Raw genomic sequence first — 16,914 nt, 5'->3', positions numbered from 1 at the left:
TGATTTTGGGCGCGTTGTTGCGCAATCCGGCGATAGCGGCAAGGGTAGTTGGCACCTCGAATGTCGGAAATAGGGCGTTAGCGATGAATGTCACGGATGCCGTAGCGGCACGTCGATCGGTTCGCGGATTTCTGGACCGCCCGGTCGACCCAGCACTGATCGAACGACTCGCGCGGCGTGCGGCAAGAGCCCCCTCAGGCGGCAACTTGCAGCCCTGGCACATCGATATCGTGACCGGCGAATCGATGGCGGCACTGAAGGCGATGATGGCGGAGAAACAGGCGGCTGGCCTGATGGAAGCCGCGCAGTACGACATCTATCCTCGCGAGCTGGTGAGGCCGTACAAGGACCGGCGGTTTCAGGTCGGCATGGCGCTATATGCGGCGCTGGAAATCGAGCGGAGTGATGCGGATGCGCGCAATCGCGAGTTCCGCCGCAATTTCCAGTTCTTCGGTGCGCCTGCCGCCCTTTTCTGCACGGTCGACCGCCGGATGGGGCCACCGCAGTGGAGCGATCTTGGCATGTATCTGCAAAGCTTCATGCTGCTCGCGGTCGAGGCGGGCCTGGCGACCTGTGCGCAGGAATGCTGGGCGATTTACCCGGAGACGGTCGGCGCGTTTCTGGGCACCCCGCCCGAACGCATGGTCTTTTGCGGGATGGCGATTGGCTATGAAGATGAAACCGCCCCCGCCAACCGGCTGCGCACCGAGCGCGCGCCGGAAGGGGAGTGGTTGACGGTGAGGGGGTAAGCCGACCCGTCAACTCTCCCGTCACCCCGGGCTTGACCCGGGGTCCCGCTGCCTTCCTGTGCGGTTTGGCAAGCGTTCGTCCGTCCCACAAGAAGCGGGATCCCGGATCAAGTCCGGGGTGACGCCAAAGGGTGCGGTCTGAAGGGCCGAAGCTTACGCCGAAGCGCGCGACCCACCGCCGCCGCCGCCACGACCGCGTCCACCGCGACCGCGACCGCCGCCGCCGGGGCGACCTTGGTTGTTACCAGCCGGACGCCCCTGACCCTGGCCACCGGCCGGACGTGCTGCTGCCGCTGCCGGATTGGCAACGGTGCGCGGAGCACCAGCCGACGCCCCAGCCCCCGCCGGACGCGCACGATGCGTCGCCCGCGGATGCGCTGGCTGGCGATTGTTGCCAATGTCACGACGCACCCGCTCGGGCGTGTCGGACACGCCCGTGGCTGCCCGTGCCGCCTTGAGCCGAGCACCTTCGGCCACGAAATCGGCGGGCAGTTGGCGATGTTCGATCTTCTGCTTGGTCAGCTTTTCGATGTCGCGCAGATAGCTCTTCTCATCATCCGCGCAGAACGCGATGGCGATGCCCGATGCGCCGGCGCGCGCGGTGCGGCCGATGCGGTGGACATATTGCTCGGCCACATTGGGCAGCTCGAAGTTGATGACATGGCTGACGCCCGACACGTCGATGCCGCGTGCCGCGATGTCAGTCGCGACCATGATCTTGACCTTGCCCGACTTGAACTCGGCCAGCGCGCGTTCGCGCTGCGGCTGGCTTTTGTTGCCGTGGATCGCATTGGCGGCAATGCCGTTCGCGCCCAGCAGCTTCACCACGCGGTCAGCGCCGTGCTTGGTGCGGGTGAAGACGAGCGCGCGCTCGATCTCGGTCGTCTTGATGATAATCGTGAGCAGCGCCTGCTTCTCGGCCTGTTGGACGAAGGTGACATATTGCTCCACGCGCTCGGCCGTGCTCGACACGGGCGTCACGGAGACGGTGACCGGATCGTCGAGGAACTTGTCAGCCAGGTCGCGGATCGCCTTTGGCATCGTTGCCGAGAAGAACAGGCTCTGGCGGGTCTTGGGCAGCAATTGCACGATACGCTTCAGCGCGTGGATGAAGCCCAGGTCGAGCATCTGATCGGCCTCGTCGAGGACGAGGATTTCGATATCGCCGAGCGTCACGAAGCGCTGCTCGATCAGATCGATCAGGCGGCCCGGCGTCGCGACGAGGATGTCGACGCCGTTCGCCAACGTATTGCGATCCTTGGTGACAGAAGTGCCGCCGAACACGGTCGCGATCGACAGCTTCGAAAAGCGGCCATAATCGCGCGCGCTCTGGGCAATCTGGCTGGCGAGTTCGCGCGTTGGCGCAAGCACGAGCATACGGCAGGCGCGCGGGCGAACCCGCTCATTGGCGGCGACGAGGCGCTGGATTGACGGAAGCATGAACGCGGCGGTCTTGCCGGTGCCGGTCTGCGCGATGCCGAGCAGATCGCGGCCCTGGATCAGTGGCGGGATCGCCTGACGCTGAATGGGGGTGGATTCGGTATAGCCTTTGTCGGCAAGCGCGCGCTGCAGGGACTCGTTGAGTCCGAGATTCTGGAAGGACATGGTATTCTTTCGATAAATGCCAGCATCCCGGGCCTTTTCTGGGCGCACGGGGAGGCGGGCGGGGACATAATGTCGCGCCCCGCGTGATGTGGGAAGCTTGGGGTTAGAACCGAGGCAGAGCCGGGGCGTTACGCCCGATCACGCTGCATAATGCCTCGCTGAAACCATTAAGTGCATGCTGCGGTGCAAAAAGTCAAGCGCTGGCGCATCCTGGCGCAAATCGAGATCGCAACTTCCGTTCGGGCTGAGCGAAGTCGAAGCCCAAGCCCAAGCCCAAGCGTTGCGCATGCCCTTCGACTTCGCTCAGGGCGAACGGGGGAGGGAGAATTGGGGTACAATCCCTCAGCGGCGATTCTAGAACGATCCGGGCAGGTCTCGCTGCATCGGATCGGGCCGTTCGGGGCTCAGCAATCGCTGTGCGGGCAGCCGCACCGATGCAGGCCCTTGCACGCCCGATGCCAGCACCGGCGCGATCGGCGTACAGCTTTGCCCGGCAAGATAATTGAGCGCCGCACGGGTCGACGCTTCCTGCGGATCGCCGAGCGGTCTCGTCAGGTCGTCAGCGGCCTGGCAGCTCGCTTCGACCGCGGCGGCGAGCCCGTTGAAGTAATTGCCCTGGCGATTGGCATTTTGCGATGCAAAGGCTACCGGGCGCAGGCGATCGTCGCATGCCGGCTGATCAAGCGCGATCTGGCCGACCGGCTTGCCAAAGGTGTTCGATCCAATCAGGCCGATATTGGCGCGCAGATACGGTATCATTGCGTTGGCAACGAGTTCGCTGGCCGATGCGGTCGACGATGTGCCAATCACTGCGATCTTCATGGGTGATACCGATTGGGCCGTGGGCGCAAAGTTTCGAACCACGTCATTCGATGATTTTTCTGGGCGAAACGTCGTCCGGTTATAGACTTCCGACGTCGTCCGGTTGCCACCGAGCAGATCGCCAATCAGATCGGCCGTGGAAACCAGCCCACCGCCATTATAGCGGAAATCGAGGATCACATTGGTGATGCCGTTCGCGCGGAAATTGGCAAAGGCATCGCGCAGTGGCTGGTTTGCGGTCTGGATGAAGGTGCGTAGGTTGATATAGCCTACCTGCCGCCCGCCATCGGTGATGATCTGCGCGCCATAACGCGATGATATTGGCGTTAGATTGAAATCGGCCTTGGTGACGGTAACGTTGCGCGTGCCCCCAGCATTGCTGATCTGGAGTACGCGGACGGTGCCCGCCGTGTTCGGGCCAAGCGCTGTGGTGACGGCAGAACTGCCACCGCTGGCAATCAGCGATGCGACCGTTTGAAGATTGGCCTCGGTGGTGCCGATCGCGACGATCTGTGTGCCGCGATCGATCCCGGCGGCGAGCGCGGGCGCGCCTTCGAAGGCTTCGGCGATGATCAGGCGTTGCGATGAATCAAATGCCAGGCGGACGCCAAACCCGGCGCTTGATCCCGAATTCAAAAAGGCGTTCTCGCCGGCAATCGAGGTCAGGAATGTGAAAAACCGATCACGGTTCTGGCCGCGCGCCGTCGCGGTCAGCGCGTCGAGATAGGATTCGACGGTCGTGAACGGCGTCGGGTCCAAGTTTGCCGGCAGCGTTTCGGGGAACAGATACCATTCGCGCATCTGCGCCAGCACCCAATCCTGCCGCGCACGTAGCGAGCAGGCAGATGAGGTCGTCGGGGTAGGGGTTGGCGTTGGCGTGGGTGTTGGCGCCGGCGGGACGACCGCCGTGATGCCGCCAGACGACGAAGGGCTGCCACCACCGCTACAGGCCGAAACAAACGCCATCATGCTCAGTGCCGAAATTACGCGATGGCGAGTACGCTTCATGTCCTTTAACTCCGCAATTTCAATATTGTATATCCGGCAAACCCGGAAAAACAATCCCACGAGTTAACGCCGCTTGGTCCGGCTAGCGATAGTGAATCTGTGCGTGCGCCTCTCAGATCACACGAACGGCACGCGTATGTTACCGCTCATATGCCTTGGGGAGTGCGCCTTCTTGCGGGGTCATGTAGCGTTTGAGCAACTGGCCCTGCCGCGTGGCGAGCGGTTGCTTGACCCCGTCGATCCATACCGACAGCGCGGCAGTATCAAGCTCAAGCGGATCGCCTGACCAGATCACGACGTCGCCCGCCCGACCTGGACGCAGCGACCCGATCTGCCCGCCGAGTCCAACCGCCTCGGCAGGCACGGAGCTGATTGCGGCAAACGCGGCGTTCCAGTCGAGACCGGTCGCGCCGGGGACCTTGGTGAGCGCGACCAGATTGCCCGCATATTGTTTTTCGAGCCGGGCCTGGCGCGCTTCATTATCGTTGATCGTGCCGATTCCGACCGATACGCCTGCCGCCTTCATCCGCCCGACATTGGACTGGGTGGCGGCCAGTGACTCGAATGATTCAGGCAGGTCGTTCAGCGCGGATGCGAGGACGGGTACCTTGGCAGCGGCGAGTTGCGCCGCGACCATCCAGCCTTCCGAAGCGCCGACGAATATCATCCGCAGTTCCGGCATCGCCTTTTTGATGTCGATCAACGCCATCATGTCCGAAGCGCGCTCGACATGGATCAGCAGCGGCATCTTACCCGTAACCACGGGTTGAAGCGCCTCTGCATCAGCGCGCGTCAACAGCGCATCCTTGCCCTGATCGGCATAGCTGCCCGGGTTGCGGGCATAAGCGCGCGCCTGGAACAGCGCGTTCTTGAACATCACGAGCGCGGCCGGGCGACTGCCGCCTGCCGCGCGCGCACCGCCCTCACCATATTCCATATACTGGAAGGCGCGCGGGGTGCTGACGGGGTCAGCGTCGCTGCCTAGATCAATGACGGCGCCCATCCCGGCGAAGATCGAGCCGCGGCTTTCGGGCGCGACGATCGCCCGGGTCACGCCTTCGGCACGGTTGAGCGCGATCGAGCTGGTCTTTGGGTTTACCGCCGGGGAAATATCGATCGCGGCATGAAACGGGCTGCCACTGGCACCCGAATCATTCGTCTGCGACACGCCATCGACCTCGATGATGCCCATTCGGGTAAAGCCGGCGACGATCCCGGGCGTTACCCATTTGCCGCCCGCGTCGATCACCTCGACACCGGCAGGCACGGCAACCCCTGCACCCGCGGCGACAACTTTGCCGTTACGAACAACAACGGTGCCGCCCTCGATCGGGGCAGAACCATCGCCGATGACGAGTTTGGCATTGGTGATCGCCACCGATTGTGCGGCGGCAGGCGCCAAGGTCATCGGGGTGGCGAGGAACGCCGCGGTCAGCAGGAGCAGGCGCTTCACTTCACATCTCCCGAGCCGGGCTGACCAAGTTCGAAATCCGATACCGGGCGCAGGCGCGGATCATTGGCGTCATATAGCAACGCGCCATCGATCCAGACTTTGTCGGGCCGCGAATAGACACTGAACGGGTTGCCGTTCCACAACACGACATCAGCCATCTTGCCGGGTTTCAGGCTACCGGTGCGATCGCCGATGCCGAGCGCCTTGGCGGGGTTATAGGTCAGCCAGGTCCAGGCGGTTGCATCGGAAATATCGATCCCCGCGCGCCGTCCGGCGGCAAGCGCCTTGGCGACTTCCTGGTTGAGCCGCTGAATGCCGTTGGCGTCATCGGAATGGATCATGCCGCATGCGCCCGCCTTTTGCAGCAGCGCAAGGTTCTCGCTGATCGCGTCATAGGATTCCATCTTGAACCCCCACCAGTCCGCCCAGACGGCCGCGCAAGTGTCATTGCTCTTCAGCAAGTCGCCGATCTTGTAGGCCTCAACCGCGTGGTGAAACGCGGTCACTTTGTATCCGAACTCCTTGGCCATATCCATGACGAGCGCCATTTCGTCGGCGCGGTAGCAATGGTTCTGGACCAGGATCTCACCAGCGAGCACACCGCGCAGCGTATCCATGCCGATGTCGCGCGCGGGCGGTTCGCCGCCATCCTTTTCATACTTGTCCCAGCGGCGCTTATATTCGGCAGCGCGCGCCCAGGTCTGGCGATCAACGGCGATATTGCCCATCCGGGTCGAGGGCTGGCGACCCTTGCCGCCATAAACGCGCTTGGGGTTTTCGCCGCACGCCATTTTCATGCCGTAGGGTGCACCGGGGAACTTCATTCCCTGCGCGGTGCGGGCATAAACGTTCTTGAGCACCACCGAGCGCCCGCCGAACAGATTGGCCGAACCCGGCAGGATCTGCAGCGTCGTTACGCCGCCATTGGCGAGCGCGCGACTGAAACCGGGGTCCTGCGGCCATACGCTATGTTCGGCCCAGACATCGGCGGTGACGGGGCTGGTCGCCTCATTGCCGTCCGAATGCGCCTCAACACCGGGCGAAGGATAATTGCCGAGATGGCTGTGGATATCGATGATGCCGGGGGTCAGCGTCTTGCCGGTGCCGTCGATCACCACTGCGCCCGCGGGGGCGGCGATCGTCTGGCCGATTTCGACGATCTTACCATCGGCAAACAGCGCCGATCCGCGCTCGATTTTGCCGCCTTCGCCATCGAAAATGGTGACATTGGTGATCAACGTCGGTTTACCGGGATAGGCGCGATAGGTGGAGGGAAAGGGGTTATGATCGAAGCCCTTGCCCATGCCGGGGCCGGACTTTGTGGGGGCGCTCGCCGCGTTCTTCGGCTTGGCATCGCCCGTCGTGGCGCAGGCGGAAAGCAGCGCGGTTGCCCCCAATGCTGCCAGGAGGCCCCTCATCATCCTAGTCGTCATGCTAACCCCTTTTGACCTGTTGTTCAGGCCTTAAGGGGCCAACATTCCGGCAATATGTGCCCGTGTCAATCACGGGCAGGTCCAATCGATCAGCCGATCAGAGCGACCGTCCGATCAGTTCCTTCATGATTTCGTTGGTGCCACCGTAAATCCGGCTGACGCGTGCGCCGCGCCACATCCGGGCGATCGGATACTCGTTCATATAGCCTGCACCGCCGTGCAGCTGCAGGCACTTGTCCATCACTTCCCATTGCAGATCGGTATGCCAGAGCTTGGCAGCCGCACCCTCGGTCGGGGTTAGTTCCTTTGCCAGGTGGCGCTTGATCGCCCAGTCGAGATGCGCCCAGCCGACCTGCAGCTTGGCCTTCAGGTCCGCCAGCACGAAGCGCGTGTTCTGGAAATCGAACACGGTGCCCATGAACGCCTTGCGATCCTTGGTGAAGGCAACGGTATCGTCGAACGCGCGCTGGGCGGATGCCTGCACGCCGATCGCGATCGACAGCCGCTCCTGCGGCAACTGGCTCATCAGATAGATGAAGCCCTTGCCCTCTTCGCCCAAGCAATTGGTCATCGGCACGCGGACATCTTCGAAGAACAGCTCTGACGTGTCGGCGGCGTCCTGCCCAATCTTGTCGAGGTTGCGGCCGCGCTTGAATCCTTCCCGGTCGGCCTCGACCAGAATGATCGACATGCCCTTATAGGCAGGCTTGGCATCGGGATCAGTCTTGGCGACCACCAGGATCAGATCGGCATTCTGGCCATTGGTGATATAGGTTTTGGAGCCATTGATGACGTAGTGATTGCCATCCTTCTTCGCACTGGTGCGGATCGATTGCAGGTCGGAGCCGGTGCCCGGCTCGGTCATCGCGATCGCGGTGATCGTTTCACCCGAAACGAGGCGGGGCAGCCACTGCTTTTTCTGTTCTTCGGAGCCGTACTGGACGATGTAATCGCACACGATGTCCGACTGGAGCGAGAAGCCGAGTGGCACGCCGATGTACGACACTTCCTCGTCGACAATCGCGTTATAGCCGAAATCGAGGCCCAGGCCGCCATATTCCTCTGGCACGGTCGGGCACAGCATGCCGATCGCACCGCCCTTTTTCCAGATTTCCTTGTCGACAATGCCGGCGGCTTCCCAGTCATTCACATGCGGCACCGCCTCTTTCTGCAAAAAGCTGCGAACGGTCTGGCGGAAAGCCTCATGATCCTCACCATAAGCGAAGCGGCCGGGAAGCGTATCGAGCATGTCAGTCCTCTCTTGAAACCTTTTGCCCAAACTGCGGTGGCGCGGCGACGCGGTCAATAGGGCTGTTGGGGCAATCCGTGCTGGCTCGACAGGGCGAGTGAGCGGAGTAAGGTTGGCCAAACCATAAACGCAGGAGAGTCTATGAAACTGGCCAGCCTCAAATCCGGGCGCGACGGCGCGCTAATCGTCGTGTCGCCCGATCTGGCCTGGTATGCCGACGCCGGCCATATCGTCCCGACGCTGCAGGCCGCGCTCGATGACTGGGATCATGTGGCCCCTGCGCTCCGCAACCTGTCGACCGATCTGGAACATGAGGTGATCCCGATGCGGCGGTTCCACGAACATGGTGCGGCGGCACCGCTGCCGCGCGCGTACCAATGGGCTGATGGCTCGGCCTATGTGAACCATGTCGCACTTGTGCGGCAGGCACGGGGTGCAGAGATGCCCGACAGCTTCTGGCACGATCCGCTGATGTATCAGGGTGGATCGGACGGTTTCCTCGGTCCGCGCGATTCGATTCTGTTGAAGGACGATGCCTGGGGTTGTGATCTCGAGGGCGAGGTCGTTGTCGTGACGGGCGATGTGCCGATGGGCGCGAGCCGTGAAGAGGCTCTGGCGAGCATCAGGCTGGTGGGGCTGACCAACGATGTGTCGCTGCGCAACTTGATCCCAGGTGAACTCGCAAAGGGCTTCGGCTTTTTCCAGTCCAAACCGGCCAGCGCCTTTTCGCCGGTGTTCGTGACTCCCGATTCTCTCGGCGACTGGTGGCAGGACGGCAAGTTGCACCGCAAACTGATGATCGACCTGAACGGCAAGCCGCTCGGCCGGGTCGAGGCAGGCGAAGACATGACCTTCGATTTCGGCACGCTGATCGCGCACGCCGCCAAAACGCGCGCGCTGGGGGCAGGGACCATCATCGGGTCCGGCACCGTATCCAATCGCGGTGCCGATGGCGGCCCTGGCAAGCCGATTGCCGATGGCGGGGTGGGTTATGCGTGCCTAGCCGAAGTCCGCACCGTTGAGACGATCCTGGGCGGCGCCGCCGTGACGCCGTTTCTAAAGGCGGGTGATACGGTGCGGATCTGGGCCGAAGATGATCGGCATCATCCGATTTTCGGGGTGATCGAGCAGACGGTGGTGGCGGGGTAGGAGCAGCATCTTGCTGTTTGCCATACTGAGCCGTTCGGGCTGAGCGAAGTCGAAGCCCCTGCGCAGCGCTTGCCCCCTTCGACTGCCTGCCAAGGCAGGCGCTCAGGACAGGCTTCGACTTCGCTCAGGGCGAACGGGAGGGGGCAGGGTAAACCCGTTCGGCGCTTAGCGCCCGGCGCGGGGGTTCTTCCAGAATGCCCGCGCGACCAGCGCCGCGGCGACATAGACCGCGTACAGTGCCAGCGAGGGCAGAAGCATCAGTGCCGATGCCGAAAGCACCAGAATGCCGATCGCGGCATCGATCGTGGGTAGGCGAACGGGGCGGGCCTTGGCGCGGGTGATTGACTGCATGTGCATCACGTAGCTCCCTTCTGAGAGGCATAATGCATGATGCAGGTTAACGATCCCTGACGGTGCGTATCGGCGATTCACGCTTGCCACCCACGCCACCGATGATAAATTGACATGAATAATGCCAATTCAGGGAATCGTCCGATGATCGAAGCAAAACGTACACCCGACGAACGCTTTAAGGACGTGCCTGATTTCGATTTTCCTGTGCGCTATATCGATGATCTGCCGGGTTATGAAGGGCTCCGTAGCGCCTATATCGATGCTGGCCCTGCCGATGCCGATCGTGTGTTCCTGTGTCAGCACGGCGAACCAAGCTGGAGCTTCCTCTATCGCCGGATGATCCCGGTGTTCCTCGAAACCGGCGCGCGCGTGATCTGTCCCGATTTCCTTGGCTTTGGCCGGTCGGACAAGCCGGTGCGGCAGGAGGATTACAGCTTCGATTTCCACCGCAACTGGCTGATCGCGCTGGTTGAGCGGCTCGACCTGACCAACATCACGTTGGTGGTTCAGGATTGGGGCGGGTTGATCGGCCTGACCTTGCCGGTCGCGCCGGGCTTCGAGGATCGCATCAAGCGCTTGATCGTGATGAACACCGGTATCGGCACCGGCGCATCCCCCGGCCCGGGCTTCATGATGTGGAAGGCTTATGCCGCATCCACCCCCGATCTGCCGATCGGCGCATTGATTGCGCGCGGCACGCCGCATCTGACGCCCGCAGAGATCGCCGCTTATGAGGCGCCTTATCCCGATGCCAGTTACAAGGCAGGCGCGCAGATTTTCCCGGCGCTCGTGCCGATCGTGCCTGACATGCCGGGCGCGGCGATCGGTCGTGAAGCCGTGAAATTCTGGTCCGAACGTTGGAGCGGGCCGAGCTTCATGGCGGTGGGGGCAGCCGATCCGGTTTTAGGGCCGACGCAAATGGAGGCGTTGCGCAAACAGATCAGGGGCTGTCCCGACCCAATGATCATCCCCGATGGTGGCCATTTCGTCCAGGAATGGGGTGAACCGATCGCGCGTGCGGCGATTGCTGCCTTTGGTGGGCGCTGACCCTCTCGCCATCGGCGTTGAAATTTTATAACAAGGTGCCAATGAGCGATTCCCGGGTAGGCCGGGGCTCGCATTTGGAGAGACCATGGCTGGCGATTTGCCGCGTGCCAATTTGCAACCGCTGACGCTGCACGTACCCGAGCCGAGGTTTCGGCCGGGCGATGCGGTGGATTTCGTTGATATCGATGTGCCCCCGGCGGGCAGCGCCCCGCGCCCCGATACGGCCGATCGTCCCGATAGCTTTGCGCCGCTCGCCTATACGCTGATCCGCGTGCTGGATGATGACGGTCAGGCGGTCGGCCCGTGGAATCCGCGCCTGTCACCCGATGCGCTGCGCAAGATGCTGCGCAGCATGGCGCTGGTCCGCGCGTTCGACGAGCGCATGTTCCGCGCCCAGCGCCAGGGCAAGACGAGCTTTTACATGAAATGCACCGGCGAGGAGGCGATCGCCGTCGCTGCCGCGCAGGCGCTTGATTACGAGGATATGTGTTTTCCTTCCTACCGCCAGCAGGGCCTGCTGATCGCGCGCGGCTGGTCGCTGGTCGACATGATGAACCAGATTTATTCGAACAAGGGTGATCGGCTGCAGGGCAAGCAGCTGCCGATCATGTATTCGGTGAAGGAAGCCGGCTTCTTCTCCATTTCGGGGAACCTTACCACCCAGTATCCGCAAGCCGTCGGTTGGGCGATGGCGAGTGCGGCCAAGGGCGATACCCGGATCGCCGCCACCTGGTGCGGCGAAGGATCGACCGCGGAGGGCGATTTCCACTCCGCCTGTACCTTTGCCAGCGTGTACCGCGCGCCGGTGATCTTCAACGTCGTCAACAATCAATGGGCGATCAGCAGCTTTTCAGGGTTCGCCGGGGCGGAATCGACCACTTTTGCGGCGCGCGCGATCGGCTATGGCATCGCCGGCCTGCGGGTCGACGGCAATGATGCGCTCGCGGTTTATGCCGCCACCGCCTGGGCAGCGGAGCGTGCACGCACCAACCAGGGGCCGACGCTGATCGAGCATTTCACCTACCGCGCCGAAGGCCATTCGACATCGGATGATCCGGGGCAATATCGATCGGCGGGGGAACCCAATGCCTGGCCGCTTGGCGATCCGATCAAGCGGCTGCGCGATCACCTGATCGCGATCGGTGAATGGGATGAGGAGCGCCATGCGGCGCAAGACCTCGAACTCGCCGAAATGGTGAAGGCAGCGCAAAAAGAAGCCGAAAAGAACGGCATCCTCGGCCACGGTCTCCACCAGCCGCTCGACAGCCTGTTCGACGGCGTGTTCGAAGAAATGCCCTGGCACCTGCGCGAACAACAGGCGCAGATGATCGCCGAGGAAACCGCGAGTGGCCGACCATGGGCTCTGAAGTGATGTCCCTGATTTTTGCATTCTTCACCCCGGCCTTGAGCCGGGGTCCCGCTTCTTTTCGCCCGCTGAAGAATAGCGGGACCCCGGCTCAAGGCCGGGGTGACGGGAGGGTGGTATGACTAACCGGCGTGATGGGGATCCAACAGTGGCGGATACCTTGAATACCACCCGCATGAACATGATCCAGGCGATCAATTCCGCCATGGACGTCATGATGGACCGCGACCCCGATATCGTCGTGATGGGCGAGGATGTCGGCTATTTCGGCGGCGTGTTCCGCGCAACCGCAGGGTTGCAGGCAAAATATGGCAAGCAGCGCGTGTTCGATACGCCGATTACCGAATGCGGCATCATTGGCGTCGCGGTGGGGATGGGGGCTTATGGCCTGCGTCCGGTGCCCGAAATCCAGTTCGCCGATTATATCTATCCCGCACTCGACCAGCTGGTGAGCGAGGCGGCACGGCTGCGCTATCGCTCGAACGGCGAGTTCACCGCGCCCATCACCGTGCGCTCCCCCTTTGGCGGCGGCATTTTCGGCGGGCAGACCCATTCGCAATCGCCCGAGGGTATTTTCACCCATGTGTCGGGCGTGAAGACGGTGATCCCGTCGACCCCCTATGACGCCAAGGGCCTGTTGATCGCCGCGATCGAGGATAATGATCCGACGATCTTCTTCGAACCCAAGCGCATCTATAACGGGCCGTTCGACGGGCATTGGGACAAACCGACGCAAAACTGGTCGCAGCACCCGGCAGGCGAGGTGCCGACGGGTTATTACAAGATCGACCTGGGCAAAGCGAAGATCGTGCGCGCGGGGGAGGCGCTGACCGTGCTCGCCTACGGCACAATGGTGCATGTCGCGCTCGCGGTGATGAACGAGGCTGGCGTGGATGCCGAGGTGATCGATCTGCGCACGTTGGTGCCGCTCGATATCGAGACGATAGCGGCATCAGTGAAGAAAACCGGACGCTGCATGATCGTCCACGAAGCGACACGGACCAGCGGGTTTGGCGCGGAGCTGTCGGCGCAGGTGCAGGAACGCTGCTTCTACCATCTCGAAGCGCCGATCGAGCGCGTGACGGGTTTTGACACACCCTATCCGCACAGCCTGGAATGGGCCTATTTCCCGGGGCCGGTCCGGATTGGTGAGGCCCTCAAGAAAATCATGAAGGACGCATAATGGCGCGGTTCACGTTCAAGCTTCCCGATATCGGCGAAGGCATTTCGGAAGCCGAAATCGTCGCCTGGCACGTCGCGGTGGGCGACCGGATAGAGGAAGATCAGCAGATCGCCGACATGATGACCGACAAGGCCACCGTCGAGATGGAATCGCCGGTGTCGGGCGTGGTGGTGGAGCTGGCGGGCGAAGTCGGCGATCAGGTGTCGATCGGCGCGGCGTTGGTGGTGATCGAAACGGATGGCGATTTCTCCGCCGAAGAAGCGCCCGCGCTTCGCGACGAAGCGTCTGCCGAGCTGAAGGCGGCCCCGCCGAGCGCCGAACGGGTCGAGGTCGCCGAACAATATGGCGCTGAAAATCCGGGCGTTGGTGAAGTGGCTGTCGGGACACCCAGCAGCGATAGTGCTCCTGCGCAGGCAGGAGCCCAGAACCAAGAGCGCAGCGCCAGCGATCCTGGGCTCCTGCCTGCGCAGGAGCACAAATCGGTTTCTTCGGCGCCCGTCCTCGCCTCCCCCGCTGTCCGCGCCCGCGCAGCCGATCTGGGTATCGACCTCGCCGACGTGAAAACCGACGCAGACCGGGTCCGCCACGCCGATCTGGACGCCTATCTGCGCTATCAATCGGGCCAGGGTTATCATGCCCCGCACGCCAGCCGTGCGCGCGCTGATGAACCGATCAAGGTCATCGGCATGCGCCGCAAGATCGCCGAGAATATGCAGGCGGCCAAGCGCAACATCCCGCATTTCACTTATGTCGACGAGATCGACGTGACTGCGCTAGAGGCGATGCGCGCCGACCTGAACGACAATCGCGGGAGCCGACCGAAGCTGACGATGCTGCCGCTGCTGATCGTCGCGATCTGCAAGGCGATCCCCGATTTCCCGATGATTAACGCGCGCTACGATGACGAAGCCGGCGTGGTGACGCGCCACGGCGCGGTCCATCTCGGCATGGCGACGCAGACCCCCGCCGGGCTGATGGTGCCGGTGATCCGCGATGCGCAGGACCGAAACGTCTGGCAGCTGGCAAGCGAGATCGGTCGGCTGGCAGAGGCCGCGCGCACCGGCAAGGCGAAGGTCGACGAGCTTTCGGGCTCCACGCTGACGATCACCTCGCTCGGCCCGCTGGGCGGCATTGCGACGACGCCAGTCATCAACCGCCCTGAGGTCGCGATCATCGGCCCGAACAAGATAGTCGAGCGGCCGGTTTTTGTCGGCGACGAGATCGTCCGCGCCAAGCTCATGAACCTGTCGATCAGCTGCGATCACCGCGTGGTCGATGGCTGGGACGCGGCGAGCTTTGTCCAGTTGCTCAAGAAATATCTCGAGACGCCGGTGCTGCTGTTCGCGGATTGAGGGCTGACTTCCCCCCTCCGTTCGGGCTGAGCGAAGTCGAAGCCTACTCGCTTCGCGTGCCCTTCGACTTCGCTCAGGGCGAACGGGGGTTGGATTAGCCCAACGTGCAAATTATTAGCCCGTCCGATAGCGTTGCTTGCTTGCCGCTCGCCCGCGCGCCGGGCATGGCGGCGCGATGACGACCGCGGATCAAACCAAGCTGCGCTCCGGGCTGATCCTGGGGGTCGGCGCGTATCTCTCCTGGGGCTTGCTGCCACTTTATCTGCGGCTGCTGGGAAATGTTCCCTCATTGCAGTTGTTGTCGCACCGGGTGGTGTGGTCGGTGCTGTTCCTGTTGTTTCTGGTGGTGATCACCAAGCAGGTCAGGCCCATCCTCGCCGCGGCACGCGGGCGAACGCTGTTGCTGTTGATGGCGAGCGCGCTGATGATCGCGGTCAACTGGCTCGTTTACATCTGGTCGGTGCAGAACGCCCATGTGATTGAGGCGAGCCTTGGCTATTTCATCAACCCGCTGGTCAATGTCGCGTTCGGCACCTTGCTGCTCGGCGAAAGGCTGCGCCGCTGGCAGGGGATCGCGATCGGCATCGCGGCCACCGGCGTGGTTGCGCTGGCGATTATCGAGGGCGGGGCGATCTGGATTTCGCTCACTCTTGCCGCCTCGTTCAGCATTTACGGGCTGATCCGCAAGGTTGCCGCGATAGATGCGCTGGGCGGGTTGACGGTGGAGACGGTGCTGCTTGCGCCGTTCCTGCTCGGTTATCTGCTGATCGAGGGGAGTGCAGGGCGCGGCAGTTTCGGCGAGGGCGGCGCGACCGACTGGCTGTTGATCCTATCGGGCATCATCACCGCGCTGCCGCTTTTGATGTTTGCGGCCTCGGCGCGGCGGCTGCGCTATACCACCATCGGGCTGCTCCAGTTCATGTCGCCGTCGATCCAGTTCGGCCTTGCAGTGCTGGTGTTCGGCGAGCCGCTGCGCGCCGATCAGGCCGCCACCTTCGTGCTCATCTGGGCAGGCTGCGCGCTTTACGCATGGGATAGTGTGGGGGCATCGCGGGCGGATGCGGCAATGCCGACTGCCGTGGTGCCGCTGACGACCAAAGCGGTGACTGAATAGCGCTTGCGCTGTCCGACAGAGGTTTTTCAACCGGGCCCGGCATCACCCGGCGGGCCGCCCCACCAGATCAAATTTGATCCGCACCCACGCCCCGATCAGCAGCTTGCCGCCTTTACGCGGCGGGCGGACGCGGAATTGCCAGGCGGCTTCGCGCACGCCGCGCGCAAGGCCCGTGCCGGCCGGGGATTCGCCGAGCAGCTGGCAATCCTCGACACGGTACTTCGGCGCAGTCTTGCACGCGATCAGCGCGGAGCCGCCGCGCAGGCCTTTCGGGATGTAAAAGGCCATCTCGGCTTCGGTCGGCTCGCGGTACCATTCGGCGTAGTAAAGCGGCTCGCCGTTCGGGCCCCTGCCGGCCACCTCCGTGTCATTCGCATCGCTGCCCTCAGGCGCGGCTTCGGCCATTTCGGCACGCTGCGACTTGATCTTGCCGACATCGGCGGCGGCATATTCCTGTTTGGTCAGCACCAGCAGCCCGGGGATCGGGCCGAGCGGCGTGGGTGGCGGCACCGGCGCGGGCGGTGGCGGGGGCGTCTTGGGCGTCACCTTTGCGGCGCGCTTGGGCGCGGGGCGTTCCTTGGTTTCGGCCTTGTCGGCGGTCTGGGTGATGGTGAAGGTCTTCGGGCGGCCATCGCCGCGCGAATCGCCGAATTTGGGTGGGCCAAGCGTCAGCAGCACTAGGACGAGCAGCACCTCGATAGCGATTGCGAGCACGAAACCCGCAACGCGCCGGCGCAACAGCGTGCGGTCGGGATGACCATCATCATTGTCCCAATCAACGTAGCTTTTGTCGTGACTGGATAGCCGCACCGCAATGCCGATCAACCTGATTACGGAACAGCAATAATCTGATACCTGCTTGCCTCACAATCACAAATCTACCGTCGGAAAATTATTCACCAACCAGAAGACTAATAATAATTATACTGCAGTTCCAAGCCGAATGTATGAATACCGGTAAAATAATAGTTCGACCTATCAACCTAATTGTACACATCGCCAAGCCAAAAGTCAGCCAAAATACGATAAA

At 62.7% G+C, this 16,914-nt stretch carries 14 protein-coding genes; 7 read left to right on the top strand and 7 right to left on the bottom strand.

Annotated elements, in window-relative coordinates; translation table 11 throughout:
* The first annotated feature begins 83 nt into the window (after positions 1-83).
* Positions 84-749 carry a nitroreductase gene (locus tag B7Y49_RS11215; RefSeq protein WP_374127680.1) on the top strand — a complete coding sequence of 222 codons (666 nt, stop codon included), beginning with the start codon at positions 84-86 and terminating at the stop codon, positions 747-749.
* 153 nt (positions 750-902) lie between these two features.
* Here B7Y49_RS11215 and B7Y49_RS11210 read toward each other — a convergent pair whose 3' ends face one another.
* The 5 genes from B7Y49_RS11210 to B7Y49_RS11190 all read right to left on the bottom strand — a co-directional run bounded on the left by B7Y49_RS11210 (position 903) and on the right by B7Y49_RS11190 (position 8,319).
* Positions 903-2,354, bottom strand: a complete 1,452-nt coding sequence (locus B7Y49_RS11210) for a DEAD/DEAH box helicase (RefSeq protein WP_374127679.1) — start codon at positions 2,352-2,354, stop codon at positions 903-905.
* A gap of 354 nt (positions 2,355-2,708) precedes the next feature.
* Complete coding sequence (locus B7Y49_RS11205; RefSeq protein ID WP_374127678.1) at positions 2,709-4,184, bottom strand: S41 family peptidase; 1,476 nt, start codon at positions 4,182-4,184, stop codon at positions 2,709-2,711.
* 139 nt (positions 4,185-4,323) lie between these two features.
* Positions 4,324-5,637 carry an amidohydrolase family protein gene (locus B7Y49_RS11200; protein ID WP_374127677.1) on the bottom strand — a complete coding sequence of 438 codons (1,314 nt, stop codon included), beginning with the start codon at positions 5,635-5,637 and terminating at the stop codon, positions 4,324-4,326.
* Entirely contained in the window at positions 5,634-7,070 is a 1,437-nt protein-coding gene (locus tag B7Y49_RS11195; RefSeq protein WP_374127676.1) for an amidohydrolase, read from the bottom strand. Before B7Y49_RS11195 ends, B7Y49_RS11200 begins: the two co-directional genes overlap by 4 nt.
* Positions 7,071-7,167: 97 nt before the next feature.
* Positions 7,168-8,319 carry an acyl-CoA dehydrogenase family protein gene (locus B7Y49_RS11190; protein WP_374127675.1) on the bottom strand — a complete coding sequence of 384 codons (1,152 nt, stop codon included), beginning with the start codon at positions 8,317-8,319 and terminating at the stop codon, positions 7,168-7,170.
* Positions 8,320-8,460: 141 nt separating this feature from the next.
* On the opposite strand from B7Y49_RS11190, the gene B7Y49_RS11185 reads away from it, so the two are divergent.
* Positions 8,461-9,468 (top strand): fumarylacetoacetate hydrolase family protein, encoded by a 1,008-nt coding sequence (locus B7Y49_RS11185; RefSeq protein WP_374127674.1) that lies wholly within the window; start codon positions 8,461-8,463, stop codon positions 9,466-9,468.
* A 165-nt stretch (positions 9,469-9,633) separates the two neighbouring features.
* Here the strand turns inward: B7Y49_RS11185 and B7Y49_RS11180 are convergent, their stop codons facing one another.
* Positions 9,634-9,825 (bottom strand): hypothetical protein, encoded by a 192-nt coding sequence (locus B7Y49_RS11180; protein WP_374127673.1) that lies wholly within the window; start codon positions 9,823-9,825, stop codon positions 9,634-9,636.
* Between the two features lie 138 nt (positions 9,826-9,963).
* On the opposite strand from B7Y49_RS11180, the gene B7Y49_RS11175 reads away from it, so the two are divergent.
* From B7Y49_RS11175 to rarD, 5 genes are all read left to right on the top strand, one after another.
* Positions 9,964-10,869, top strand: coding sequence for a haloalkane dehalogenase (locus tag B7Y49_RS11175; protein ID WP_374127672.1), 906 nt, complete (start codon positions 9,964-9,966; stop codon positions 10,867-10,869).
* A gap of 85 nt (positions 10,870-10,954) precedes the next feature.
* A complete protein-coding gene (locus tag B7Y49_RS11170; protein ID WP_374127671.1) occupies positions 10,955-12,241 on the top strand; it encodes a 3-methyl-2-oxobutanoate dehydrogenase (2-methylpropanoyl-transferring) subunit alpha in 1,287 nt (428 codons plus the stop codon).
* 169 nt (positions 12,242-12,410) lie between these two features.
* Positions 12,411-13,418 (top strand): alpha-ketoacid dehydrogenase subunit beta, encoded by a 1,008-nt coding sequence (locus tag B7Y49_RS11165; RefSeq protein ID WP_374127670.1) that lies wholly within the window; start codon positions 12,411-12,413, stop codon positions 13,416-13,418.
* On the top strand, positions 13,418-14,770 hold the full coding sequence (locus B7Y49_RS11160; protein WP_374127669.1) for a dihydrolipoamide acetyltransferase family protein: 1,353 nt from the start codon (positions 13,418-13,420) through the stop codon (positions 14,768-14,770). Before B7Y49_RS11165 ends, B7Y49_RS11160 begins: the two co-directional genes overlap by 1 nt.
* Before the next feature lie 175 nt (positions 14,771-14,945).
* Complete coding sequence (gene rarD, locus B7Y49_RS11155; RefSeq protein ID WP_374127668.1) at positions 14,946-15,884, top strand: EamA family transporter; 939 nt, start codon at positions 14,946-14,948, stop codon at positions 15,882-15,884.
* Positions 15,885-15,926: 42 nt separating this feature from the next.
* On the opposite strand, the gene B7Y49_RS11150 is transcribed toward rarD, so the two are convergent.
* Positions 15,927-16,694 carry a hypothetical protein gene (locus B7Y49_RS11150; RefSeq protein WP_374127667.1) on the bottom strand — a complete coding sequence of 256 codons (768 nt, stop codon included), beginning with the start codon at positions 16,692-16,694 and terminating at the stop codon, positions 15,927-15,929.
* Positions 16,695-16,914: the final 220 nt, after the last annotated feature.

The sequence above is a fragment of the Sphingomonas sp. 28-62-11 genome (assembly GCF_002278865.1).
In the GTDB taxonomy this organism is placed as follows: domain Bacteria; phylum Pseudomonadota; class Alphaproteobacteria; order Sphingomonadales; family Sphingomonadaceae; genus Sphingomonas.
Note: the sequence above shows the minus strand (reverse complement) of the source record. Positions and strands in the feature narration are given on the sequence as shown.